This window comes from Fontimonas sp. SYSU GA230001 (assembly GCF_040066175.1).
GTDB lineage: Bacteria > Pseudomonadota > Gammaproteobacteria > Nevskiales > Nevskiaceae > Solimonas.
In genome coordinates, this window is record NZ_JBEAAM010000014.1 from 95,648 (window position 1) to 120,436 (window position 24,789).

Consider the following 24,789-nt stretch of genomic DNA (forward strand, 5'->3'; position numbering starts at 1 on the left):
AACACGCACAGGGAGCGCGGCCATGCGCAAGCTCGTTCTACTCCGCCACGGCCAGAGCCAGTGGAATCTCGACAACCGCTTCACCGGCTGGGTCGATGTCGATATCACCGAGCAGGGCCGCCAGGAGGCGGTCAAGGCCGGCGAGCTGATGCGCGACGAGGGCCTGCTGTTCGACGTTGCCCATACCTCGGTGCTGCGGCGCGCGATCAACACGCTCCACACCGCGCTCGACGTCATGGACCAGCAGTGGCTGCCGGTGCAGAAGACCTGGCGCCTCAACGAGCGCCACTACGGCGCATTGCAGGGGCTCGACAAGTCCGAAACGACCGCCAAGCACGGCGAGGCGCAGGTCAAGATCTGGCGCCGGTCCTACGACATCCCGCCGCCGCCGCTGGACGATCACGACGGCGGCCATCCCAAGTACGACCGCCGCTACGCCAAGCTCGACCAGGCCGTGCTGCCGGCCACCGAGTCGCTCAAGACCACGCTCGAGCGCGTGCTGCCGTACTGGCACGACGTGATCGCGCCGCAGCTCAAGTCCGGCCAGACGGTGCTGGTCACCGCGCATGGCAACTCGCTGCGTGCGCTCTACAAGTACCTGAACCAGGTGTCCGACAAGGACATCATCGACCTCAACATCCCGACCGGCATCCCCTTGCTGTTCGAGCTGCGCGAAGACCTGACGGTGAAGTCTTACCGCTACCTCGGTGACGCCGAGGCGGCGAAGAAGGCGGCCGAGGCGGTCGCCAACCAGGCCCGGGCACGCTGAGCGCAGCGCAGCCCGGTTTGGCTGGCTGCTTCAGTCCAGCAGGTGCTTCTGCCAGAACAGTACCGACGCCGCGCCGAACCAGTCGGCGTTCGGTTTCTTGCGGAAGCCGTGGCCTTCGTCGTCGAACAGCAGGTACCAGACCGGCGCGCCGTTGCCGCGCACCGCGGCGACGATCTGCTCGGCCTCGGTCCACGGCACGCGCGGATCGTTCCGCCCTTGCGCGACGAACAGCGGCGTGCGGATGCGCTGCGCGTTCTTCAGCGGCGAGATGCGCTCGAACAGGGCCTGGATCGCCGGGTCGCGCTCGTCGCCGTACTCGGCGCGCCGCAGGTCGCGGCGGTAGCTCTCGGTGTTGGTCAGGAAGGTCGTGAAGTCGGAGATGCCGACCACGTCGATGCCGGCGCGGATGCGTTCGCCGTAGTGCATGAGTGACGCGAGCACCATGTAGCCGCCGTAGCTGCCGCCGGACACGCCGACGCGGGTCGCATCCAGGTCCGGCTGCAGCGCGACCCAGTCGAGCAGCGCGCCGATGTCCTTCACCGAGTCCTCGCGCTTCTCGGCGTTGTCGAGCGAAAGATAGGTCTTGCCGTAACCGGCCGAGCCGCGCACGTTCGGCACCAGCACGGCCACGCCCAGTTCGTTGACCAGGAACTGCGTGTGCGCGTTGAACGCAGGCAGCGCCTGGCTCTCCGGGCCGCCGTGGATGCTGATGATCACCGGAAACCTGCCATCCCGCCGCGCGGCCGGCTTGTAGAGAAAGGCCGGGATCGTGCGCGGCCGGCCATCCACGCTGTCGAAGGTCGGATAGCGGACCAGCGTCGGCGATGCGAAGCTCGACGTGTCGAGTCCGCCGACCTCGCTGCGCGTCCAGCGTTGCAGGCGGCGCGTGGCCAGCTCGATCACGTACACGTCGCTGGGCGAGGTCGCGGTGTTGAGGGTCACGGCGATGCGTCTGCCGTCCGGCGAGAACGCGAAGCCGCCGAGCACGCCGACCGGCAGCTCCGGCAACTGCACCGGCCTGTGCCGCGGCAGCGACAGCACGTGCAGCCGGCCGATGCCGTCCTCGTTGCTGGAGAAGGCCAGATGGCGGCCGTCGTCGGCGATCGTGAAGTCCTCGATGTCCCAGTCGATGGCGCGCGTCAGCACCTCGGTCCGGTCGTTCTTCGGCTCGTGCCGGCGCAGGCGCAGGAACTCGCTCGGCCGCCCGTCCACGGGTTCGTCGGACACGAAGTACACGCTCCTGCCGTCCGGCGCGTAGCGCAGGCCGCCGAAGGCCGCCTTGCCGCCATCCACCGGCCACAGCGTCAGCTCGCCGCTGTCCAGATCCACCTGGCCCGGATATGACTCGCTGATCGAGACGTAGCGCGACACCAGCAGGCGGCTGCCGTCCGGCGAGAAATCCAGCGGATTCCAGGTGCCGCCGGCGGTGACGACGGCGCGCGCCGCGCCGCTGCGCATGTCACGCACCCAGACATCGCGGTCGGTGCCATTGCGCGCCGTGCTCGCGTACGCCATGAGCCGGCCGTCGCGGCTGAACACGGCACTGCCGTTCTGGCTGCGCCGGCCATCGGTCAGCAGGCGGGCTTCCCGGGTCTGCGCGTCGAACCAGTACAGCTGCGAGAACTCGTCGCCGCCCTTGTCCTTGGCGAAGACGAAACCGTCGCGCGCGGCATTCGCCGGTGCCGGCGTCAGCGCGGCGACCGGTTCAGGGTAGAAGGTCAGCTGCTCGCGCATGCCCAGCGGCTGGCAGACGCGGTGCGCCTGCGTGGTGTCGGCGAAGCGCGTCGAGATCAGCAGGCAGCCGTCCTTCGTCCAGCCCGCCAGCGCGGCGCCGCGCGTGTTCTGGTAGCGGTTGAGACGCTCCAGCAACTCGGCCGGAATCGGCGGGATGTTCTCGCTGCTGCGGTTGCCGATGACCTCGCGCAGGATCGTGCCGTCGGCGGCGACCGCACCGCCGCACACGCCTGCTGCCAGCAGCAGGCCCGGCGCCAGCCGTGCCAGCCGCATCATTCGCCCCAGTTCCAGCCGAACAGCGCGCTGACCACGGTCGAGTCGGCATCGGTGCTGCGGCCGAACAGTTCCAGATCGGTGCCGGCGATGCGGCGCACATCGGCGCCGACGTTGAACTGTCCGAAACGCACCAGCACGCCGATGCCGTAGTAGTAGCCCAGCGAACCGTCGTTGTCGTCGTCGTCCGGCCCGTAATCGTTCTCGACCTCATAAGCCGCGCCGACCGAGGCGATACCGGCGCCGACGTAGGGGCGCACCTGCCCGCGCGCGGGCATGAACTTCATGCCCAGCGAGAAATCGACGACCGAGCCGGTGTCGCTGCCGCCGCTGACCGATCGTTCCCGTCCCGAGATCTGGATGCCGCCGGCCAGATAGAACGGTCCCGGCCCGATGCGCAGATCGGCGAGCACGCCGATCTGCCCCTGGTCTTCGACCGGACCCCATTCATTCCGGTCGAGATAGCGCGCGCCGATCGACGCGACGACGTTGCCGCCGGCCGCGAAGGCGGAGGTACTCAGGCCGAGCAGTGCGACGAGCAGAATCCCGGGAATCGCGTGCATGTGATCTCTCCGTTGGGGGTGTCCATCCTAGCGTCCCGCGTGACCCCGGCGGTGTCGGAACTTTCCGGCCGCGGCTTCACCGCGTGAGCGCGTAGTAAACGACGTAGAACCACGAAAAGACGCCGTGCAGGATCGCCCACAGGATCGACTTGTTCACGCTCCACGAGATCGCGATGGCGAGGGCGGAGCCGAAACCGATTCCGGAGCGTGCGGCTTCCCGGGTCGTGATCATGATCATCTGCATTCTCCCAAGGTTATCGCGTATGCAAGCGTGTCCGACCTCATTGATTCCCCTTGCTTCCGGCGTGCCGCAGCCTGACGGGCCGGGAATCAGACTTCGGTGCGAGCTGCGCCGCGCACGACGAGGCTGCCCAGCGTCAGCACCGCCAGCACGCAGACGATGAACGGCCCCGCCGGCAGATCGAAGGGCACGGATAGCCACAGGCCGAGACCGTAGCCGGCCGCGGCGAGACCGTAGCCGACGACGAGGCCGCGCCGTTCGCCCAGGCCGTGGGTGGCGATGGCGGGCAGGATCAGCGTGGCGAAGACCAGGTACACGCCGACGAGCTGCACCGATGCGGTGACGACGAAGGCGAACAGCACGTAGAACGCCCTGGGCTCGTGCCTTGCCCACAGCAGCCAGGCGGCGAGCACGGCGGCGTAGAGCACGGCGACCGGCCAGATCTGCGCAGCATTGACCCACAGGATCTGGCCGGCGAGCAGTTCCTGCATGTGTTCGGCGCCGTGCGGGTTGCGCGCGAGCACGAGCAGCGCCACGCAGGCAGAGACGACGTAGAGACTGCCGATCAGGGCTTCCTGCAGATGGCGGAAGCGGCGCTCGGTCCAGGTCAGCAGGCCTGCAGCGAGCAGCGCAGCACAGCCGGCGGCGAGCTGCGTGATCCAGCCGCCTTCTTCTTCGCCGTGAATCATCAGCGCGATGACGGCGCCCAGCGCAGCGACCTGGGCGATGGTCAGGTCGATGAAGATGATGCCGCGCTCGAGCACGCGGCGGCCGAGCAGCACGTGCGTGGCGGCGACCAGCAGGCCCGCCAGCAAGGGCGGGCCCAGGATCGACCAGTCGAACGCGAAGCCGGCCGCGCTCACTGCTGCGATCCGTTCAGTGCCGCGAGCAGCTGCCGCACGGTCACGTCGAAGGTGCCGAACAGGTCGTCCGTGCCCTTCATGCCGCCGGGCGAGAACGGCAGCTGCACGCCGGGCAGGCCGCTGCGCGCGCTCATCCATTCGACCGGCTTGGGATCCTGGTAGGCGGCATAGACGATCATCTTCACCGGCTGCTGCTTCACGACATCGAGCAGTGCCTGCAGCTGCGCGCCGCTGGGCGGGATGCCGGGCTTGGGTTCGAGCGTGCCGACCTCGCGCAGGCCCAGCCAGTCGTACAGGTAGGTCCAGGACTTGTGCGCGCTGATCACGGACACGCCCTGCAGCGGCGCGGCGGCGGCGCTCCAGCGCGCGAGGGCCGCACTCCAGCGCCGATCGAAGTCCTGCTGGCGTCGTGCGTACTCGGCGGCATTGCCGGGGTCGAGTTCGGCGAGCTTGTCGGCGAGCGGCCGGGCCACCTTCGCGATGTTGCGCGGATCGGTCTGGATGTGCGGATTGCCGTAGGGATGCACGTCGCCCTGCGCGCGATCGAGCGTCGCCGGCACCTCGCGCATCTCGACGTATCGGCTCGCCTCGAAGTAGCCCGGTGCGCCGGGATTGAGCTTCGGGTTGTTGCCCTTCTGCGCGAGCGCCGGCAGCCAGCCGGTCTCCAGTTCCGCGCCGGTGCAGACCAGCAGGTCCGCCTTGCGGTACTGCGCGATCAGGCTCGGTCGCGCCTGGATCTTGTGCACGTCCTGCAGCGCGGTGGTGGCGGTATAGACCTCGACATGGGGGCCGCCCAGTTCGCTGGCCAGCGCGCCCCACTCGGCTTCACAGGCGAAGACCTGCAGCGCCGCATGGCCGGGCACGGCGGTGGCGAGCGCGGCCGTGGCTGCGACGAGGATGAGGAGTCGTTTCATGGCACGTCCCTAGAACTGGTGCGCCGGGTGTGCACCCAGGCTGACGGTGTACTGGACGAAGACCTGGTTGTCGGCCTCGCCGTCCGGGCGCGAGCGGTCGCGGTTGAACTGCAGGCGCAGGCGCGAAAACTCGCTGTTGGAGAAATCGACCATCGCCGACCAGCGCTGCGGGTCGCGTGGGTCGTCGGCGAGCAGTGCGAGCGACGTGTCTTCGGCCGGGTTGTCGAGATCGTTGCGCGCGCTCAGGCGGTCGTAGCGCAGGCCGACGCGCCAGCGCGGCACGAACTGGTACACCGCCTGCACATAGCCGCCGAACTGGCGGCCTTCGTAGGTGCTTTCGTCGGCACTGCCGTCCGGATCGTGGACGACGGTGCCGCGCTCGCGGCGCCGCATCGCCTCGGCCTGGAACACGAAGTTGCGCAGCTGCGGGTTGCCGTCCGGTGCCCACTTGTAGACGAAGTCCAGGCCAATGATGCGGCTGTCGCCGGTGAAGCCGGTTTCGACATCCTCGCCGCTGCGGCGGTCCCGGGCGTCGCCGTCGTAATGCCACAGCCCCGCGCGCCAGGCGCCGCCGCGGCCGATGTCGCCACCGACGTGCGCGAACGCGGTCCAGGCTCCGACGCCGCTGCGGTCGTCGCCGCCGGCCGGAAACGCCGCGCCGCGCAGCGCCTCGGCGCCGACTTCGACGAACAGGTCGGTCGGCGCGACCCAGCGCAGCTGCGCGCCGTCGTCGCCGAGCTGGCCGGCGAAGAACGCGCGGTAGGCCAGCGGCGCATCGGCGAAGTCCCAGGCATGCGGGTGCTGGCGGTTGAGCGTGCCGATGTCGGAGTAGAAGCGGCCGAGCTTGGCGGCAAACCCGTACGGCAGCGCCAGCGTGTCGATGTAGGCCTCCTCGACGGCGACGACGGTCTCGCCGTTGTCGTTCTCCAGCGCGATCGTGGTCCAGCCGTGGAGCTGGTCGTCGATGTTCGACTCGATCACCAGCTCGCTTTCGCCGATCGAAAAGCCGTCCGGCACGAAGCCGGTTTCGGCGCCGAGCAGGAAGCCCGGCACGTCGGCCGGGGCGTCGCTGCTGTAATGCGCGTAGCGGCCGTCGAGAATCAGGCTGATCTTGGGATTGAAGCCCTGGCCCGACTGGGCCAGCGCAGCGGGGATGAAGCCGACGGCGGAAACGGCGCCGAGCGCCAACAAGCGGATGCGTTGCATGAAATCCTCAGACTGAAAACAAATGCACGAAGCCCGGCATGCGAGGTGCCGGGCGCGACGAGCGGTTCAGGCGAGGATGGACGGAGGACCGCGGATGCGGATGCGCTGCTGCGGCGCGATGGCAGCGGCGCGGACGACGGCGGGTTGCGGCGTCTCGACGGCCGCGGCCTGCGGCAGCGCCGCCGGCGTGCCGGCCAGCGCACCGCTATCGAGGCCCGGTGCGTGGATACAGAACTGGCAGTTCGCGTCCAGCGTCAGCGCCGGGTGTGAGACCGCGTGCGCGAACACCAGCCACTGGCTGATCACCAGGGCCAGGATCAGGGCGATGTTCTTGATCAGCGGTCTGCGCATGGAGGAGGCATTCTAACGCCGCCGGGCCGGTGTCAGGTCAGGCGCCGGCTGCCGGTGGCCGCGCCAGCGGCATCGATCAGACCATGCTTGCGCAGATAGTTCCGCGCGTCCTCGCTGTCGCGCTCGAACCAGGCCGCCGCGCTGCCGAGCACGAAGCTGTAACCCCAGGCTTCCATGTCGGCGAAGCAGCGTGCGCGCGAGTAGCCGGGCAGGCGGTCGGCGAGCAGGCACTGCAGATAACAGGTGGCATTTTCCTCGACGTCGTCGCCGACCGGATGCGCGTCGGTGTGCAGCGCGGCGCGGCGCCGCGGCTCCATGCACAGCCAGTGGCAGAGCTCGTGCAGCAGCGAGTGCACCGGCGTGTCGGCGCGCAGGTACAGGTCGTCGCCGATCAGCCCGGCCTCGTCGTCGCCCCAGTAGCTGCCGGGGATGGCCGCGCCGTCGGCGACCCAGACCACGCGCATGCCCTGCGCGGCGACGAAAGCCTCGATGTCCGCGGTCCGCAGCCGCGCGCAGCGCAGCACGTCGGCGGCCTCATGGCGCGCCGGCGCGGTGCCGGTCTGGGCTAGAGTAGGCACAGAATACGGTGCAGGGTGGAGAACACGATGAGACAGTCTAGAACGGCACGGCTCGGTGCGGTGCTGCTGGCCCTGGTCGTCGGCGGCTGCGGTCACAGCGATCCGATCGCAGGGTCCACGACCGGCGGCACGACCGGCGGCACCACGGGCGGCAGTACCGACGGCGACAGCGTCTATCTCAACGCGATGCCGCCGGGCAGCAACGGCAACTCCGCGGGCGGCATCGGCCTGCCGCAGCAGGAGCCGCAGGTGCCGCCGGCGAACTTCAACGACCAGTTGCAGCTGTACGGCAATCTCGCCTACGCACGGCCCAACCTCAAGGCCGCGCCGTGCATACCGCCGACGAACCTCGACGAGCACGTCGAGAAATCCGACCTCGCCTGCAACTACTACAAGCACGAGGGCCTCGATCCGGACGTCGTCGTCTCGACGCTGGAACTGACCACGCCCGAGGGCAAGAAGGTCACGATCCGGCGCGATGGCTGGGGCGTGCCCTTCGTCGAGGGCGAGGACCGCGACGCCGCGCAGTTCGGCTTCGGCTATGCGTCGGCACAGGACCGGCTGTGGCTGCACGACCTGCTGCGCCAGATCGGCCGCGGGCGCTTCTCGGAGTACCTCGGCGGCTTTGCTGACACCTATGCCTTCGACGCCGATCTCGCCGTCGTCGCCGGCTACTCGGAGGACGAGCTGACGGCGATGGTGGCCAACGCGCGCGCCAAGTTCGGTCCGCTCGGCGACCGCATCATCCGCGACGTGGACATGATGGTCGCCGGCATCAATGCCTACATCGACGACGTCGCCAACACCGCGGCGGTGCCGCCCGAGTATGCGAGTCTCGCCGTGCAGGTGCCCCCGGTGGCCGCGCCGCGCTTTCCGCCGGCGCCGTGGACGCGCAACGACATCGTCGCTTCGGCGATCCTGATCCAGTCGATCTTCGCGGTCGGCGGCGGCGGCGAACACCAGAACCTGCGCCTGCTGCAGCATCTCGACGCGGGCATCGGTCCGGGCACGACCAGCCTGCCGCAGGCGGCCTGCGAGCTGTGGCGCGACCTGCGCCATGCCGACGTGCCGGAGACGCCGCGCACGATCACGCAGACCTTCGCGTCGCAGTCGCCGGCCAATGTCAGTGAAACCTGCCCGCAGGCGCTGCCCGCCGGCGCGGCGATCTGGGACGTCGGCAGTCTGCGCACGCGCGAGGTGTTCCGTGTCGGCGGTGCGGCGCTGCCGATCGAGCTGCCGCTGCCGGGCGGCCTGCCCCTCGGCCTGCCGGGCTTGTCCGGCGTCGTTCCCGCGAAGGCGGGACTCCAGATCCTTGCCAGCGCACGGGATGGCCGCCCTTCGACTGGCTCGGGGGACGGTCGGCGCGGGCATGAGGTGGCTTCGTGGAGCGTTCCGCTGCGACTGCCCGCGCCGCGCGTGCTGCGCGCCTCGCTCGATCCCTTCGAGGGCGCGCGCCTGGCCTTTGCGCGTGCCGGCTTCCCGATGCCGCGGCGCATGTCCAACTTCATCGCCGTGACCGCGAACCAGACCCAGGACGGCCATCCGATCGCAGTGATGGGGCCGCAGGCCGCGTACTTCCTGCCGCAGCTGCTGTGGGAAGTCGCGGTGAAGTCCAACGGCGGCACCGACCTGGATTTCGCCGGACGCGGCGTGGTGTTCGGCGACCTGCCGTACATCAACATCGGCCGCGGCATCGACTATGCGTTTTCGGCGACCTCGGGTAGTTCCGACCTGATCGACATCCGCGTCTCGCGCCTGTGCAACCGCGATGGCTCGACACCTTCGCGCGACGACAACGACGGCGACGGCTTCCCCGACGCCGACGGTTATCTGTTCGATGCCGGCGCCGGTGAACAGTGCCGCCGCCTGTACCGCCGCGTCGATCAGTGGACCGCGGTGCCGACGGTGGCCAGCGGTGCGTCCGGCGGCAGTCCCGTGCCGGAGCAGGTCGAGCGCTACATCCTGCGCACGCACTACGGCCCGGTGTTCGCGACGGCGACGGTCAACGGCGTGCCGGTGGCGCTGTCGATCCAGCGTTCGACCTTCTTCGGCGAACTGGAGACCGCACCGCCGTTCGCGCTGGCGACGACGCGCACGGTGAAGAACGCGCGCAGCTTCCAGCAGCTGTTCAACAGCGTCACCGGCACCTTCAACTGGCTCTACGTGGACAAGAACGACGTCGGCTACCTGCACAGCGGCCTGTACCCGGTGCGCCATCCGCAGGCGCACCCGGAACTGCCGGTGTGGGGCGACGGCCGTTTCGAGTGGGCGTCGATGCAGACGCTGCCGACCGGATTCTTCGACACCTATGGCGGTGACACCGCGTATCCGAACCTGGCGACGCCGGTCGCGCAGGGCGATCCGCTCAAGGGTTATTTCGAGTGGCAGAACTATCTGCCGCTGGCCGCGCATCCGCAGGTGATCAATCCGCCGTCGGGCCTGATCCACAGCTGGAACAACGCGCCGGCACGCGGCTGGTGGGCGGCGGATGCGAACGGCTCCTATGGCCCGACGCACCGCGCCGACCTGCTGCTCAAACGCCAGCAGGCTTTCCAGGCCAGCGGCCGCCGGCACGACATCGCGACGATGACCGAGATCGCCGCCGACGCCGCGTTCGCCGATCTGCGCGCGCAGGAAGTGCTGCCCGAACTGCTCGCGCTGATGCGCGCCGGGCCGCTGAGCGCGGATCAGCAGGCCGTCGCCGACCTGCTGCAAGCCTGGCTCGACGACGGTTCGCAGGCCTGGATCGGCAACGGCGCGCCCGGCGGCCTCCAGCTCGGCGGCTACCGCCGCGACCGCGATCACGACGGCCGCTACGACCATCGCGCCGCGGTCGTGCTGATGGACGCCTGGTATCCGGAACTGCACAGGACGATCATCCCGCAGGTGCGCGCGCTCGCCGACGCCGGCATCCCGGTGCTGCAGGGCGAGTACGACGCGCCGCGCCAGCAGGGTTCCGCGTTCCAGTACGGCTGGTTCCAGATGCACAAGCGCGTGCTGCAGATGGCGCTGAACACGCCCGGACACACCGACTACCGCGCGCTACGCTGCGCCGGCAGCGGCACGGCGCAGGCCTGTCGCACGGCGGTGCTCGCCGCGCTCGACGCCGCGCTGGCGACGCTGGGCGGCGTGTCCAACCAGGCCAACTGGGACGGCTCGCAGCTGCCCAATCACGCCGGCAAGGACGGCGCCGTGGTCGAGGACTACGACGCCGTCGAACACACCGCAATCAGTTTCTACAAGGTCGCGCCGATCCACTGGACCAACCGGCCGACGGTGCAGCAGGTCGTGCAGGTCCGGAAGTCGCGCAACGACTGATGCGCATCGGCATTGACCTCGGGGGCACCAAGACCGAAGGTGTCGTGCTCGGCGCCGGCTCGCGCGTGCTCGCGCGCCGGCGCGTGCCGACACCGCCCGACGACTACGACGCAGCACTGCGCATCATCGTCGAACTGGTGGCGCAGCTCGAAGCGGACGTCGGCCGGCGCGGGCTGCCGGTCGGCGCCGGCACGCCGGGCGCACGTTCGAAGCGCAGCGGACGCATGAAGAACTGCAATTCGACCTGCCTCAACGGCCGGCCGCTGCTGGAGGATCTCGAAGCGCGGCTGGGTGCGCGCGTGCGCATCGCCAACGATGCCGACTGCCTGACGCTGTCCGAAGCACACGACGGTGCGGCGGCCGGCGCGCGCTGCGTGTTCGGCGCGATTCTCGGCACCGGCGTCGGCGGTGGCATCGCCGTCGATGGCACGCTGCTGTCCGGGCCCAACGCCATCGCCGGCGAGTGGGGTCACAATCCGCTGCCGTGGCCGCGGCCGGAGTGGGACGAGGTGCCCGGCCCGCTGGGCTGGGACGGCCGCTACGGCTCGATCGAGGTCTGGTGCTGCGGGCCGGGGCTGGCGCTCGATCACGAGCGCGTCAACGGCGTCTATCTGCGCGGCGAGGAGATCGTTGCCGCGGCAGCGGCCGGCGACGCGGCCGCGGAAGCGACCCTGCAGCGCTGGGAGGATCGCCTCGCACGCGCCTTCGCCAGCATCATCAACGTGCTCGATCCGGACGTGATCGTCGTCGGCGGCGGTCTGTCGAAGATCGAGCGCCTGTACCGCAACGTGCCGCAGCGCTGGGGCAGCTGGGTGTTCTCGGACAGCGTCGACACGCGGCTGGTCCCGGCGCTGCACGGCGATGCGTCCGGCGTGCGCGGCGCCGCCTGGCTGTGGCCGGACCCGGACGCTTGAGCCCGCAACCGCTGCTGCTGGTGCTGATCGGCCTGCCCGGCGCCGGCAAGTCCACGCTGGCCGGATTGCTCGCCGCGCGGCTGCCGGCCTGCGTGGTCAACCGCGACGCCATCCGGGCGCGCCTCTGTCCCGGCGCGCCGGCCGACGCGCGCAGCAACGCGCTCGCCAATGCCGAGATGGCGCGCGAGGTCGGCGCGCGCCTGCGCGACGGCCAGAGCGTGATCGCCGACGGGCGCAGCTATGCCCGCGACATCGAGCGCTGCCGCATGGCCGAGCTGGGCATCGCCGCGGGTGCGCGCACGCGCTTCGTCTGGATCGACGTGCCGCCGGACATCGCCGAGCAGCGCGTCGCGCACAGCCGCGCGACGCACCCGGCGAGCGATCGCACGCCGGCGCTGGTGCAGGACGTCGCGGCGCGCTTCGAGCCGGTCGAGGACCGCGTGCTGCGGCTCGACGGCCGCGGCGCGCCGGCGGCGCTGGCCGACGAAGTGCTGCGCTGGCTGGCCTGAAGCACCGGCGCGGGCGCGGCTGGCCATTGTCCATACGCGTACGTAAAATTGTGTAGGGCTGTGGGATGGGGCGTGCGATGAGTGCAATCCGGCAGGGCGGCGCAGGCACGATGCCGGCGCTCGAATGGGGCGGCGTCACGCGCCGCGGCTTCATGAAGGGGCTCGCGGCGGTCGGTGCGCTGGCCGGAGGCTTTGCGGCGGGCGGCTGCGAGCGCGGCGCCCAGATCGGCGCCGACGGCCGGCCGCTGCTGGCGCTGTCCGCCGCGCAGGCGCGCACGCTCGGCGCCGTTGCCGAGGCGGTGATTCCGACCCAGCCCGGATTCCCGGATGCGCGGCAGGCCGAGGTCGTGCGCCGCTTCGACGAGGAACTGAGCTTCGTGTCGCCGTCGATCCGCAGCGATCTGCAGGCGGCTCTGGGCGTGCTCGAATACGCGCCCGTGCTGTACGGCCAGCTCTCGCGCTTCGCCGCGCTCGACATTCCGGCGCGCCGGGAGGTGCTGCAGGCGATGAACACCAGCCGCGTGGAACTGCTGCGCGCGGTCGGCAACAACGCCAAGATCCTCGTGCAGTTCTTCTACTTCGGCCATCCGTCGGTGTGGGCGGCGATCGGTTACGACGGCCCGTTCGGGAAAATGCCGGAACAGATCAGCGAGCAGCGTGCCTGGTATGCGCAGCACACCGCCGGAGGCCCGGCATGAGCGGGCGCCCGGAAGGACGGATCTACCAGTGGAGCGACCTGACGCAGTCGCAGACCATTCGCGCCGAGGTCTGCGTGATCGGTTCCGGCTGCGGCGGCGCGACGGTGGCCAAGAAACTCGCCGAGGCCGGCCGCGACGTCGTCATTCTCGAACGCGGCGGCTACTACCCGGAAAGCGCGTTCGACCAGAGCGAGATCGGCATGAACGCCAAGCTGTCGGCCGATCGCAGCATGCGCGCGTCCGCCGACGGCGGCACGCTGTTGCTGTCCGGCCACAACGTCGGCGGCGCGTCGGTGCATTACTGGGCGGACTCGTATCGCACGCCGCAGGACCGCCTGGCGCTGTGGGCGGACCGTTATGGCGTGCAGGGCCATGACCTCGCCGCGCTGATGCCGGCCTGGGACGAACTGACCGCCACGCTCAACGTGCATCCGGCGACGGACGAATACCACAACCGCATGAACCAGCTGCTGCGCGAGGGGGCGCACAAGCTCGGCTGGGAGGGGCATCCGGTGCCGCAGGCGCGCAAGCACTGCGTCAAGTCCGGTCACTGCATGCAGGGCTGCGTCTATCGCGCCAAGCAGTCGCAGCTGGTCACGCACATCCCGCAGGCGGTCGCACTGGGCGCGCGCGTGTACGCGGACGTCGAGGCGCACGAACTGCTGCGCGAGCAGGGCAAGGTGCGGCGGCTGGTCGCGCGCGTCGTGCACCGGCCGTCGAACCGCGTCTCCGACATCGAGCTGACGATCGACGCGAAGGTCTTCGTCGTCGCCGCCGGCGGTTACTACAGCGCGCCGTTCCTGATGAAGCAGGGTCTGGGCAGGCAGTTGCCGATGCTCGGCAGGAGTTTCGGCATGAATCCGACCGCGATGGTGCACGGCCTCTACGACGAGGACATCGTGCTCTGGCGCAACATCCCGGCCGCGTTCGGGGTCGAGCAGTTTCGCCTCGCGCGACACGACGAGGCCGGCCGCTACGTCGAGGGCGGATACTTGCTGATGGCCAACCAGATCCAGCCGGGACTGCTCGGCTCGATGATGCCGCTGATGGGCGCGACGCTGGGTGAGTGGATGGGCCAGATGAAGCGCGTCGGCGGCACGATCGCGTGGATCGACGATCCGGCCGACGAGCTGGGCGAACTCAAACTCGCCAAGGACGGCACGCCCAAGGTCGAGTATCCCTATGGTCCGAAGACGCAGGCGATCCTGCGCGACACGATCAGGAAGCAGGCGCAGATCCAGTTCGCGGTCGGCGCGCGCAGGCTGCTGGTCGCCGGCGCCGATGCGCTGTTGCTGGAGAGCGAGGCGGATCTGGCGAAGATCGACGCGCTGCCGATCCGCGCCGGCGGGTTGTACATGGCCGCGCCGCATCCGTCCGGGGGCTGCATCATGGGCCGCAGCGCGAAGGACTCGGTGACCGACTCGACGCACCGCGTCCACGGCTTCGACAACCTGTTCGTCGCCGACAGCTCGGTGTTTCCGACGCCGGTGTCGGTCGATCCGAGCTTCACGATCATGGCGTTCAGCTACGTCGCGGCGCGGCACATCGACGAGCACTTGGACTGAAACGAAAGAGGCGGCGCGAACCCGGGGTTCGCGCCGCCTCCGGCGTGCGTGCCGCGTCGATCAGAAGTTCGGCTTCTTCTTCGCGTTGTTGAACAGCTCGATGCTGGCCTCGATCGCCTTGATCGAGTCCTTCGGGCCGTGCCAGCCCTTGACCTTGACCCACTTGCCCTTCTCCAGATCCTTGTAATGCTCGAAGAAGTGCTGGATCTGGTCGCGGATCAGGTCCGGCAGTTCGCGCACGCTGGTGATGTGCTTGTACAGCGGGAAGATCTTGTTGTTGGGCACCGCGACCAGCTTCTCGTCGGAGCCGGACTCGTCTTCCATCTCCAGCATGCCGATCGGGCGGCAGTTGATCACGCAGCCCGGGATCAGCGGCATCGGCGTCATCACCAGCACGTCGAGCGGATCGCCGTCGCCGCACAGCGTGTGCGGGACGTAGCCGTAGTTGCAGGGATAGCGCATCGGCGTGGTCAGCAGGCGGTCGACGAAGATCGCGCCGGAGGTCTTGTCCACCTCGTACTTCACCGGCTCGCTGTTCATCGGGATTTCGATGATGACGTTGATGTCGTTGGGTGCATCCTTGCCGGTCGGCACCAGATCCCAGCCCATGAATCGCTCCTGCTCGTCGCCAAAAAAGGGGCGCAATTATAGCGATGGGCATGAAAAAGGGCGCCTGCGAGAGGCGCCCTGCGCAAAAAACGACCCTTACAGCAGCGGGATCATCAGCAGCGCGACGATGTTGATGATCTTGATCAGCGGGTTGATCGCCGGGCCGGCAGTGTCCTTGTAGGGATCGCCGACGGTGTCGCCGGTGACCGCGGCCTTGTGCGCGTCGGAGCCCTTGCCGCCGAAGTTGCCCTCCTCGATGTACTTCTTGGCGTTGTCCCAGGCGCCGCCGCCGGTGGTCATCGAAATCGCGACGAACAGGCCGGTGACGATGGTGCCGATCAGCAGGCCGCCGAGCGCGGCCTTGCCGAGGATGAAGCCGACCAGCACCGGGACGAGGATCGGCAGCAGCGAGGGCACGATCATTTCCTTGATCGCCGCCGTCGTCAGCATGTCGACCGACTTCGCGTAGTCGGGCTTGGCGGTGCCTTCCATGATGCCCTTGATCTCCTTGAACTGGCGCCGCACCTCGACGACGACGGCGCCGGCCGCGCGGCCGACCGCCTCCATCGCCATCGCGCCGAACAGGAACGGCACCGCGCCGCCGATCAGCAGGCCGATCAGCACCATGTGGTCGGACAGCGAGAACGCGACCAGCTTGCCGGCCGCTTCGAGGTTGTGCGTGTAGTCGGCGAACAGCACCAGCGCGGCCAGGCCCGCCGAGCCGATCGCGTAGCCCTTGGTCACCGCCTTGGTGGTGTTGCCGACGGCGTCGAGCGGATCGGTCACCGCGCGCACGTCCTTGGGCAGCTCGGCCATCTCGGCGATGCCGCCGGCGTTGTCGGTGATCGGGCCGTAGGCGTCGAGCGCGACGATCATGCCGGTCATCGACAGCATCGAGGTCGCGGCCACCGCGATGCCGTACAGGCCGGCCAGCTCGAAGGCGCCCCAGATGCTGGCGCAGACCGCCAGCACCGGCAGCGCGGTCGATTTCATCGACACGCCCAGGCCGGCGATCATGTTGGTGGCATGGCCGGTCTGCGAGGCGGCGGCGATGTGACGCACCGGGCTGAACTCGGTGGCGGTGTAGTACTCGGTGATCACCACCATCGCCGCGGTCAGCGCCAGGCCGATCAGCGCCGCGCCGTACAGTTTCATCGCGCCCGCGCCCATCATCGCCATCGTGATCGGGTAGAACGCGACCGCCGCGATGACGCCCGAGACGATCACGCCCTTGTATAGCGCGGTCATGATCTTGCCGCCCGGCGTGGCCTTGACGAAGAACGTGCCGATGATCGACGCGACGATCGACACGCCGCCGAGCACCAGCGGGTAGAGCACGCCGTTGGGACCGACCGTCGCCGCCATCAGGCCGCCGAGCAGCATCGTCGCGACCACCGTGACCGCGTAGGTCTCGAACAGGTCCGCGGCCATGCCGGCGCAGTCGCCGACGTTGTCGCCGACGTTGTCGGCGATGACGGCCGGATTGCGCGGATCGTCCTCGGGAATGCCGGCCTCGACCTTGCCGACGAGGTCGGCGCCGACGTCGGCGCCCTTGGTGAAGATGCCGCCGCCCAGACGCGCGAAGATCGAGATCAGCGAGCCGCCGAAGGCCAGGCCGACCAGCGCGTGCAGCGCCCTGTCGCTGCCGGCGACCTTGGCCGCGACCAGGTAGTAGCCGGCGACGCCGAGCAGGCCAAGGCCGACGACCAGCATGCCGGTGACCGCACCGCCGCGGAACGCGACCGCCAGCGCCGGATCGAGGCCCCCGCGCGCGGCTTCCGCGGTGCGCACGTTGGAGCGCACCGAGACGTTCATGCCGATGAAGCCGGCGGCCCCGGAGAGCACCGCGCCGATCAGGAAGCCGATGGCGGTGAGCGCGTCGATCGCGACGAACAGCACGACGAACAGGACTGCGCCGACGATGCCGATCGTCATGTACTGGCGTTTCAGGTAGGCGGCGGCGCCTTCCTGCACCGCCGCGGCGATCTGCCGCATGCGGTCGTTGCCCGTCGGCTTGGCCAGAATCCACTGCACTGAAACGACGCCATAGACGAGCGCGAGGATTGCGCACGCGATGGCGATCCACAGACCGTACTCAACCAACATCGGAGAAACCTCCTGTGATGTGCGTTCGGAACGAGAATCGAGCTGTTTTCAGTTGCCCGCGGCATCTTTGCCGTCTTCGGCTGTTCGTGTTGTTCTTGCAGCTCCCCGGAGAAAAGTTCAGATCGAGGCCCCGGCGCTGCCGGGGCCGGCCGACTATGGCACGAAGGCCGAGACAGCGGCAATCGCGCGTTTTCCCTCAGTCTTTCGCGGTCAGCTTGAACTCGCGGCCGGTCTTTTTCGGCACCGGCGCGTTCTTCAGACGCACGTAGCGCGGCAGGCCGTTGTCGTAGGGCGGATAGTCCTCGCCGGCGATCAGCGGCGCGAGGTAGCGGCGGCAGGCCGCGGTGATGTGGAAGCCGTCGGCGCTGATGTAGTCGCGCGGCATCTTCTTCTCGACGTTGGCGACCTGTTCCAGCGGCGCGGTGCCGGTGGTCCAGCGATACGGCGCGTCGGATTGCCGCTCGATCGTCACCATCACGCCGGTCCTGCCGGCCAGCGCCAGCTCGACCGCAGCCTGGCCGACCGCGTAGGAGTGCTCGACGTCGGTCTTCGACGCGACGTGGCGTGCCGCGCGCATCAGGTAGTCGGCGATCGCGTAGTGGTACTTGTGGCCGAGCCTGTCCTTGACCAGCTGCGCGAGCTGTGGTGCCAGTCCGCCGAGCTGGGCGTGGCCGAAGGCGTCGGTGGTGCCGGCCTCGGACAGGAACTTGCCGTCGGCATTGCGCAGGCCTTCGCTGGCGACGATCGCGCAATAGCCCTGGGTTTTCACCGAACGGTCCACGGCGGTGAGAAACTTGGCCTCGTCGAAGACGATTTCCGGGAACAGGATCACCTGCGGCGCGTCGCCGTCCTGCTCGGCGGCGAGGCCGCCGGCCGCGGCGGTCCAGCCGGCGTGGCGGCCCATGACTTCGAGGATGAACACCTTGGTCGAGGTCCTGGCCATGCTGGCGACGTCGTAGCCGGCCTCGCGGATCGACACCGCCGTGTACTTGGCCACCGAGCCGAAACCGGGACTGCAGTCGGTCAGCGGCAGGTCGTTGTCCATCGTCTTGGGGATGTGGATCGCCTGCACCGGGTAGCCGAGCTTGTCGCCGAGCTGGCTGATCTTGAGGCAGGTGTCGGCCGAGTCGCCGCCGCCGTTGTAGAAGAAATAGCCGATGTCGTGCGCCTTGAAGACTTCGATCAGCCGCTCGTACTCGGCGAGATTCTTGTCGAAGCCCTTGAGCTTGTGCCGGCACGAGCCGAACGCGCCGGACGGCGTGTGGCGCAGCGCGGCGATGCTCGCGTCGGATTCCTGCGCGGTGTCGATCAGATCCTCGGTCAGCGCGCCGATGATGCCGTTGCGGCCGGCATAGACCGTGCCGATGCGGTCCTTGTGCCGGCGCGCGGTCTCGATCACCGCCTGCGCGGAGACGTTGATCACTGCGGTCACGCCGCCGGACTGCGCGTAGAAGGCGTTGCGGGGCTTGCTCATCGGATGGACTCCTGATCGTGGGCGGTGTTGGCGCAGGACGCGGTGAGTGTATGCCGGCCGTGCAGCCCGGCGTCTGATGCAGATCAGCGCTGCGGCGGCGTTCCGGCGTCGATTGACGCCGCACCCGCCGCGCGGGTACTTTTGCCGGTCCGCGCGCGGCCCGGGGGATGCGGCGGCTGACCGCGAACACTATTCATTTCAGAGGCTTATCCACGATGAGAATGGTTCTGCTGGGCGCACCCGGCTCCGGCAAGGGGACGCAGGGCGAAAAACTGGTCGCCCACTTCGGCATCCCCAAGATTTCCACGGGGGATGCGCTGCGCGCAGCGGTGGCGGCGGGCACCGAGCTCGGCCGCAAGGCCAAGAGCGCGATGGATGCCGGCCAGCTCGTCGCCAACGAGATCGTCATCGGCATCGTCGAGGAGCGCCTCGGCCAGCCGGATGCGCAGAAGGGATTCATCCTCGACGGCTTCCCGCGCAACACTGCGCAGGCGCGGGTGCTCGACGAGATGCTCGTGCGCCTCGGTCAGCCGCCGATCGACAAGGCCGTGCATCTGGCGGTGGACGACGAGGAGATCATCCAGCGCCTGCTCGACCGTGCGCAGAAGGAAGGCCGCGCCGACGACAAGGAAGACGTGATCCGCCACCGCATCAAGGTCTATAACGACGAGACCCATCCGCTGTTGGATTACTACGCGGCGCAGCACAAGGTCGTGAAGGTGGATGGCGTCGGCAGCCTCGACGACATCTTCCAGCGCATCCTCAAGGCGCTGAAGTAGGTTCCGGACGACGTGATGCCCGCTGGCGCGGGCATCACGGCCGGGATCTGGCCGTCCGCCGCCTGCCTACGGCAACAGGTCCAGCAGCCGGTGCCCGCAGACCTCGCGGCGCCAGCCGCTCAGCACGGTGACGTGCGCATCGCCGCCTTCGCGGACCAGGCGCAGCAGCTCGGCCCTGGGAGCCAGGAAGCTGGCCGGAACGCCGAGCCGACCGGCGGCGTCCTGCACGGCCGACTGCAGGGTCTTGAGCCGTGCCTTGCCGGCGCCGTCCAGCTCGTCGTCGCGGGCATACAGCCTTGCCGGCGCAGCCTGTGCGTCGCGGATCACCGCGAGCAGTGCTTCGCCGTGGCGCGCGAGCGTCTTGGCCGGCAGCACGTCGAGCGCGGCGAGCTCGCCGGCGGTCTGCGGCCGGCGCTGCGCCAGCCGGTACAGCGGCTCGTCGTCGAGGATCCACTTGCGCGGGCGGTCGCGCTGCTGCGCCACGGTTTCGCGCCAGGTGGCCAGTGCCACGGCAACGGTCTGTTCGCGGGCATCGAGGCGCGCCAGGCCACGCAGGCGTTGCCAGGCGTCCTGCGGCCGGGTGACGTAGGCGGCCGGATCGCACAGCCGCGCGCAGTCCTCGGCCAGCCATGAGAGGCGGCCGCGCTGCGCGAGTTCCGCCTGCAGTGCCGGGAAGATCTCGGCGAGATGCTCGACGTCCGCGGCCGCGTAGGCGAGCTCGGCCGCGGTCAGCGGCCGGCGCGACCAGTCGGTCCGCGACAGGCTCTTGTCGAGCGTCACGCCCAGACGCTTCTCGATCAGTCCGGCATAGCCGATCTGTTCGCCCAGTCCGAGCAGCGTCGCGGCGATCTGCGTGTCGAACAGCGGTTGCGGACAGGCGCCGCGCAGGCGCACCAGGATTTCCAGATCCTGGCCGGCGGCGTGGAACAGCTTCAAGTGAGCGCCGGCATACAGCGCGTCCAGCGCAGGACCCAGATCGGTGAGCGCGATGGTGTCGATCAGCGCCGTGGCCGTCTCGCTGCGCACCTGGATCAGACACAGCTTCGGGTAGTAGGTATCGACGCGGACGAACTCGGTGTCCACGGCCAGCACCGGACTGGCGGACCAGGTCTCGATGGCGCGCGCGAGCGACTCCGGGTCGCGGATCAGTGCGGAGGAGGATGGGTGGGACATGAGGGGCCGTTCCGGGGACGCGGGTAGAATACCGGTTCAGCACCTCCGACCCGCTCATGTTCGCCCAAGTATTCGCGGTCACCTTGCGTATCCTCGGCTTCCGCGCCGGCCCGCAGGACTTCCCCTACGATCCCGGGCTCACCCGGCCGCTCGTTCTGCTGGCGATCGTGGCCAATTTCCTGATCTTCGTGCAGGTGCTGCCCGGCCCGAGCTCGGCGGCGATGGCCGCGGCGATGGTCGGCGGCATGGCGCTGGTCGTGCGCTCGGTGCTGCGCACGCGCGGCCTGCTCAGCCGCTACAACCAGACCTTCAACGCGCTGCTGACAACGACCGCGCTGCTCACCCTGATGCTGTTGCCGTTATTCATGCAGGTCGCGCCGGATCTGCGCGAACTCGCCGCCAAACCGGAACTGCTGGAGCGGCCCGATGCCCTCAAGCTGCCGCAGGGGGTGGTGTTCCTGATGAACCTGCTGAATTTCTGGAACTTCGCGGTGACCGCGCACATCCTGCGCCACGCCGCCAACGTGCAGCTGTGGGTCGGCGTGCTCATCGCGCTGATCATCGCTTTCGTCGCGCTGTTCCTCGTCGCCTTCGCCGGTACCTTCGCCGGCGTGCTGTTCGGCGCCTGATCCGGCATGCACCTGCACATCCTCGGCATCTGCGGCACCTTCATGGCCGGCATCGCCGCGATCGCGCGCGAGGCCGGGCATCGCGTCACCGGTTCGGACGCAAACGCCTGGCCGCCGATGTCGACGCAGCTGGAGCAGCTCGGCATCACGGTGATGCAGGGCTACGATCCGGCGCATCTCGACTCGCGGCCGGACGTGGTCGTCGTCGGCAATGTCGTCACGCGCGGCAATCCCGCAATGGAACACGTACTCGATGCTGGCCTGCCCTATGTATCCGGGCCGCAGTGGCTGGCGGAAAACGTGCTGCGTGATCGTCATGTGCTCGCGGTGGCCGGCACGCACGGCAAGACCACGACGACCTCGATCCTGGCCTGGCTGCTGGAACATGCGGGCCTGCAACCGGGTTTCCTCGTCGGCGGCGTGCCGCAGAACTTCGGCATCTCCGCGCGCCTGGGGCAGTCGAAGTACTTCGTCATCGAGGCCGACGAGTACGACACCGCATTCTTCGACAAGCGCAGCAAGTTCGTGCACTACCGCCCGCGCACCTGCGTCCTCAACAATCTCGAATACGACCACGCCGACATCTTCCCGGATCTGGCCAGCATCGAGCGCCAGTTCCATCACCTGATCCGCACGGTGCCGCGCAGCGGGCGGCTGGTCGTCAACGGCGCCGATGCAAACCTCGCGCGCGTGCTGGCGCAGGGCTGCTGGAGCGAGGTCGCGTACTTCGATCGCGACGACGGCTGGCATGCGAAGGCGGCGGCCGACGGCTTCGAGCTGTTCGTCAGCGGGGTGTCGCATGGGAACGTGCAAACACCGTTGGCCGGCGCGCACAACCGCTCGAACGTGCTCGCCGCGTTCGCCGCAGCCGCGCACGTCGGTGTGCCGGTGCCCGCGCTGATCGAAGGACTCGCGCGGTTCCGCAACGTGCGCCGGCGGCTGGAGAAAGTCGGCGAGGCGCGCGGCGTGACCGTGTATGACGACTTCGCCCATCACCCGACCGCGATCGCGGTGACGATAGCCGCGCTGCGCACGCAGGGGCCGGGGCGCATCCTTGCCGTACTCGAGCCACGCTCGAACACGATGCGTCTGGGCACGCATGCTGGCGAACTCGCGCAGAGCCTGCGCGACGCCGACCTGTGCTTCGTCTATGCACGGCCGGACCTTAAATGGGATGCCGCTGCGGCGCTCGCCGGCGTCGGCAGCCGCCTGCACGTCCACGCCGGCCTCGACGAACTGGTCGCTGACATCGCCGCCGCCGCGCAGCCCGGTGATCTCGTGCTGGTCATGTCCAACGGCGACTTCGGCGGCGTGCACGGCCGCATCGTCAAGGCACTGGGCTGATCAGCGCGAGAAATAGGCGCGCGTGTACGGATGCACCTGCGGATGCTCGCGCAGCTCGAACTCGCTCATCCAGCGGTACTCGCCGTGCTGTTCCCGCGGAAGCCGGTCGAGAGACGCACTGTGTAGCTCGTGCGCCAGCACGATGTAGTGCGTGCCGATACCGGGTGCGCCGAGGAAGTTGGTCGGATAGTGATGCTCGAACACGCCGACGAAGCGCGCGTCGCGGCGAGCCAGTGACCGGCCCAGCTCGGCGTACGTGATGCGCGCGAAGGCAGCGTCCAGGGTCTCGTTCTTGCGGATCGCGCCACCCGGCACGAACCAGGTGCCGAGGGCCGGTTCGTTGCGGCGCAGGCCGACGAGCACGCGTTGCTGCGCATCGCGTACAAGCAGATCCATCGACACCAAGGGCGCGCGGGCGATGACCTCCAGCCACTCCTGCGCGGGCAGCGGCCCGCCCGGCGCAGCGGTCATCAGTCGTGGTCGTGCTGCAGCACGCCGTGCGCCTGTTGGTCGGCGTGGTAGCTGGAGCGCACCATCGGGCCGCTGGCAACATGCGAGAAGCCCATCTTCTCGCCGACTTCGCGCAGACGGTCGAACTCGGTTGGATGCACGAAGCGCGCGACCGGCAGGTGATGGCGCGACGGCTGCAGGTACTGGCCGAGCGTGAGCATGTCGACCTGGTGCGCGCGCAGGTCGTGCATGACTTGTTCGATCTCGTCGATCTCCTCGCCCAGGCCGAGCATCAGGCCGGACTTGGTCGGCACGTCCGGATGCAGCGCCTTGAAGCGTTCGAGCAGGTCCAGGCTCCAGTCGTAGTCGGAGCCGGGGCGCGCCTGCTTGTACAGGCGCGGCACGGTTTCGAGGTTGTGATTGAACACGTCCGGCCGCGTGTCACGGAAGATCGCCAGCGCCGGGTCCATGCGGCCGCGGAAGTCCGGCACCAGCACTTCGATGGTCAACTGCGGCGACAGCACGCGCGCTTCGCGGATGCAGGCGGCGAAATGCGCGGCGCCGCCATCGGCGAGGTCATCGCGATCGACCGAGGTGATCACGACGTAGCGCAGCGCCATGTCGCGGATCGTGCGCGCGAGATTGACCGGCTCGTCGGCGTCGAGCGGATTCGGGCGGCCGTGGGCGACATCGCAGAAGGGGCAGCGGCGCGTGCAGATCGCGCCCATGATCATGAATGTTGCCGTGCCCTTGCCGAAGCACTCGCCCAGGTTCGGGCAGGCGGCTTCCTCGCACACCGTGTGCAGGCGATTGGCGCGCAGCGCAGCCTTGATGCGCGCCACTTCCGGCGTGCCCTGGTGCTTGGCGCGGATCCAGGAAGGCTTGCGCGGCGGTTGCGCGGTCGGCTCGATCTTGATCGGGATGCGCGCCATCTTGTCGGCGCCGCGCAGCATTTCGCCCTGCACGACGCGGCGCGGGGCGGCGGGCGGCGGGGACGGCGGGGTGGGGTCGCTCATGGAAACTCCGCAGGAGCCGCAATTATAGCGGCGTTGCCACCGGCGGCCGCGATTCTGTAGGGGCACCTTCATGCGCGACTGCGGCGCTTTGCAAGGAAAGAGTCGCGGCTGAAGCCGCTTCTACTAGAGGCCAGCAATCCGCCAGCCGACTGCCGGATCGCGCAGCTCGAACAAATCGGCGAACAGCGCCCCCCGCGCTTGCGCAGCAGCGACGCGGAGTGAATCGCGCCCAGCAACAGGTTCAGCGATTCGTGCCAGGTCGGGGCATTGACTCAGATCAATGCAATCAGTCATCTGCGTCGTTAGGGTGCGATTCGCGTTGTGGCGTTTGATGTATCTATCGATGCGCGGCTAAGGGAGGCGCCGATATGAAGACGCATGCAGGCAAGGTTTTTGCGCTGTTCGCCCTGCTGATGGCATTTGAGGCACCCGCCCAACAGCAGAGCATCTTCACAATTCCACGCAGTGCCGGGATGATCGAGGATAGCTCAGGAGCGAAAGACGGCGATGCTGACTGTTCCGAAAGTGGCGACGCGGAGCGTCTCGCAGACAGCAATCAAATACAGGCATTGATCGCCTCGGGCTACTCGGAAGAAGTCGCTCACCTTATTGAATGCCTCTCTTGAAATTTGAGTGGGTAGATTGGACGGTATGGGAGCCGTCCGGCTGGCGGCCATGATGAGTGGGAACGATTTGTATGCATGACAGGTTGT

At 68.8% G+C, this 24,789-nt stretch carries 24 protein-coding genes; 10 read left to right on the forward strand and 14 right to left on the reverse strand.

Annotated elements, in window-relative coordinates; all coding sequences use genetic code 11:
- Window positions 1-22: 22 nt before the first annotated feature.
- On the forward strand, window positions 23-769 hold the full coding sequence (gene gpmA, locus AAG565_RS08970) for a 2,3-diphosphoglycerate-dependent phosphoglycerate mutase (protein WP_348819240.1): 747 nt from the start codon (window positions 23-25) through the stop codon (window positions 767-769).
- A gap of 30 nt (window positions 770-799) precedes the next feature.
- On the opposite strand, the gene AAG565_RS08975 is transcribed toward gpmA, so the two are convergent.
- From AAG565_RS08975 to AAG565_RS09010, 8 genes are all read right to left on the reverse strand, one after another.
- Window positions 800-2,779, reverse strand: a complete 1,980-nt coding sequence (locus AAG565_RS08975; RefSeq protein WP_348819241.1) for a prolyl oligopeptidase family serine peptidase — start codon at window positions 2,777-2,779, stop codon at window positions 800-802.
- Complete coding sequence (locus AAG565_RS08980; protein ID WP_348819242.1) at window positions 2,776-3,339, reverse strand: outer membrane beta-barrel protein; 564 nt, start codon at window positions 3,337-3,339, stop codon at window positions 2,776-2,778. The genes AAG565_RS08975 and AAG565_RS08980 overlap by 4 nt, the downstream gene beginning before the upstream one ends.
- 76 nt (window positions 3,340-3,415) lie before the next feature.
- Window positions 3,416-3,577: a hypothetical protein gene (locus tag AAG565_RS08985; protein ID WP_348819266.1), complete on the reverse strand. Its 162-nt coding sequence runs from the start codon at window positions 3,575-3,577 to the stop codon at window positions 3,416-3,418.
- A gap of 92 nt (window positions 3,578-3,669) precedes the next feature.
- Window positions 3,670-4,443, reverse strand: a complete 774-nt coding sequence (locus AAG565_RS08990) for a metal ABC transporter permease (protein WP_348819243.1) — start codon at window positions 4,441-4,443, stop codon at window positions 3,670-3,672.
- On the reverse strand, window positions 4,440-5,357 hold the full coding sequence (locus tag AAG565_RS08995; RefSeq protein WP_348819244.1) for a zinc ABC transporter substrate-binding protein: 918 nt from the start codon (window positions 5,355-5,357) through the stop codon (window positions 4,440-4,442). The genes AAG565_RS08990 and AAG565_RS08995 overlap by 4 nt, the downstream gene beginning before the upstream one ends.
- 9 nt (window positions 5,358-5,366) lie before the next feature.
- Entirely contained in the window at window positions 5,367-6,563 is a 1,197-nt protein-coding gene (locus AAG565_RS09000; RefSeq protein ID WP_348819245.1) for a hypothetical protein, read from the reverse strand.
- 66 nt (window positions 6,564-6,629) lie between these two features.
- On the reverse strand, window positions 6,630-6,914 hold the full coding sequence (locus AAG565_RS09005; protein WP_348819246.1) for a hypothetical protein: 285 nt from the start codon (window positions 6,912-6,914) through the stop codon (window positions 6,630-6,632).
- 32 nt (window positions 6,915-6,946) lie between these two features.
- Window positions 6,947-7,378, reverse strand: a complete 432-nt coding sequence (locus AAG565_RS09010) for a hypothetical protein (protein WP_348819265.1) — start codon at window positions 7,376-7,378, stop codon at window positions 6,947-6,949.
- 141 nt (window positions 7,379-7,519) lie between these two features.
- Between AAG565_RS09010 and AAG565_RS09015 the strand changes: the two genes are divergently transcribed.
- From AAG565_RS09015 to AAG565_RS09035, 5 genes are all read left to right on the forward strand, one after another.
- Window positions 7,520-10,810 carry a penicillin acylase family protein gene (locus tag AAG565_RS09015; RefSeq protein ID WP_348819247.1) on the forward strand — a complete coding sequence of 1,097 codons (3,291 nt, stop codon included), beginning with the start codon at window positions 7,520-7,522 and terminating at the stop codon, window positions 10,808-10,810.
- Window positions 10,810-11,724 (forward strand): ROK family protein, encoded by a 915-nt coding sequence (locus AAG565_RS09020; RefSeq protein WP_348819248.1) that lies wholly within the window; start codon window positions 10,810-10,812, stop codon window positions 11,722-11,724. Before AAG565_RS09015 ends, AAG565_RS09020 begins: the two co-directional genes overlap by 1 nt.
- Complete coding sequence (locus tag AAG565_RS09025; RefSeq protein WP_348819249.1) at window positions 11,721-12,233, forward strand: ATP-binding protein; 513 nt, start codon at window positions 11,721-11,723, stop codon at window positions 12,231-12,233. The genes AAG565_RS09020 and AAG565_RS09025 overlap by 4 nt, the downstream gene beginning before the upstream one ends.
- Before the next feature lie 77 nt (window positions 12,234-12,310).
- Window positions 12,311-12,931, forward strand: coding sequence for a twin-arginine translocation signal domain-containing protein (locus AAG565_RS09030; RefSeq protein ID WP_348819250.1), 621 nt, complete (start codon window positions 12,311-12,313; stop codon window positions 12,929-12,931).
- Window positions 12,928-14,496 (forward strand): GMC family oxidoreductase, encoded by a 1,569-nt coding sequence (locus tag AAG565_RS09035; protein WP_348819251.1) that lies wholly within the window; start codon window positions 12,928-12,930, stop codon window positions 14,494-14,496. The genes AAG565_RS09030 and AAG565_RS09035 overlap by 4 nt, the downstream gene beginning before the upstream one ends.
- Before the next feature lie 60 nt (window positions 14,497-14,556).
- On the opposite strand, the gene ppa is transcribed toward AAG565_RS09035, so the two are convergent.
- The 3 genes from ppa to AAG565_RS09050 form a co-directional block, all read right to left on the reverse strand.
- Window positions 14,557-15,105 (reverse strand): inorganic diphosphatase, encoded by a 549-nt coding sequence (gene ppa, locus AAG565_RS09040; RefSeq protein WP_348819252.1) that lies wholly within the window; start codon window positions 15,103-15,105, stop codon window positions 14,557-14,559.
- A 96-nt stretch (window positions 15,106-15,201) separates the two neighbouring features.
- Entirely contained in the window at window positions 15,202-17,211 is a 2,010-nt protein-coding gene (locus tag AAG565_RS09045) for a sodium-translocating pyrophosphatase (RefSeq protein WP_348819253.1), read from the reverse strand.
- Window positions 17,212-17,407: 196 nt separating this feature from the next.
- Window positions 17,408-18,685: a 6-phosphofructokinase gene (locus AAG565_RS09050; RefSeq protein ID WP_348819254.1), complete on the reverse strand. Its 1,278-nt coding sequence runs from the start codon at window positions 18,683-18,685 to the stop codon at window positions 17,408-17,410.
- A 215-nt stretch (window positions 18,686-18,900) separates the two neighbouring features.
- Here AAG565_RS09050 and AAG565_RS09055 point away from each other — a divergent pair, with 215 nt between their 5' ends.
- Entirely contained in the window at window positions 18,901-19,464 is a 564-nt protein-coding gene (locus AAG565_RS09055) for an adenylate kinase (RefSeq protein ID WP_348819255.1), read from the forward strand.
- Window positions 19,465-19,530: 66 nt separating this feature from the next.
- On the opposite strand, the gene rnd is transcribed toward AAG565_RS09055, so the two are convergent.
- A complete protein-coding gene (gene rnd / locus AAG565_RS09060) occupies window positions 19,531-20,637 on the reverse strand; it encodes a ribonuclease D (RefSeq protein ID WP_348819256.1) in 1,107 nt (368 codons plus the stop codon).
- A 56-nt stretch (window positions 20,638-20,693) separates the two neighbouring features.
- Between rnd and AAG565_RS09065 the strand changes: the two genes are divergently transcribed.
- Together AAG565_RS09065 and mpl are read left to right on the forward strand one after the other, a co-directional pair.
- Complete coding sequence (locus AAG565_RS09065) at window positions 20,694-21,266, forward strand: hypothetical protein (RefSeq protein ID WP_348819257.1); 573 nt, start codon at window positions 20,694-20,696, stop codon at window positions 21,264-21,266.
- A 6-nt stretch (window positions 21,267-21,272) separates the two neighbouring features.
- A complete protein-coding gene (mpl, locus tag AAG565_RS09070; RefSeq protein WP_348819258.1) occupies window positions 21,273-22,610 on the forward strand; it encodes a UDP-N-acetylmuramate:L-alanyl-gamma-D-glutamyl-meso-diaminopimelate ligase in 1,338 nt (445 codons plus the stop codon).
- Here the strand turns inward: mpl and AAG565_RS09075 are convergent, their stop codons facing one another.
- Window positions 22,611-23,081, reverse strand: a complete 471-nt coding sequence (locus tag AAG565_RS09075) for an NUDIX domain-containing protein (protein ID WP_348819259.1) — start codon at window positions 23,079-23,081, stop codon at window positions 22,611-22,613.
- Complete coding sequence (gene lipA, locus AAG565_RS09080; protein WP_348819260.1) at window positions 23,081-24,076, reverse strand: lipoyl synthase; 996 nt, start codon at window positions 24,074-24,076, stop codon at window positions 23,081-23,083. Before lipA ends, AAG565_RS09075 begins: the two co-directional genes overlap by 1 nt.
- Window positions 24,077-24,444: 368 nt before the next feature.
- Between lipA and AAG565_RS09085 the strand changes: the two genes are divergently transcribed.
- Window positions 24,445-24,702, forward strand: coding sequence for a hypothetical protein (locus tag AAG565_RS09085; RefSeq protein WP_348819261.1), 258 nt, complete (start codon window positions 24,445-24,447; stop codon window positions 24,700-24,702).
- Window positions 24,703-24,789: the final 87 nt, after the last annotated feature.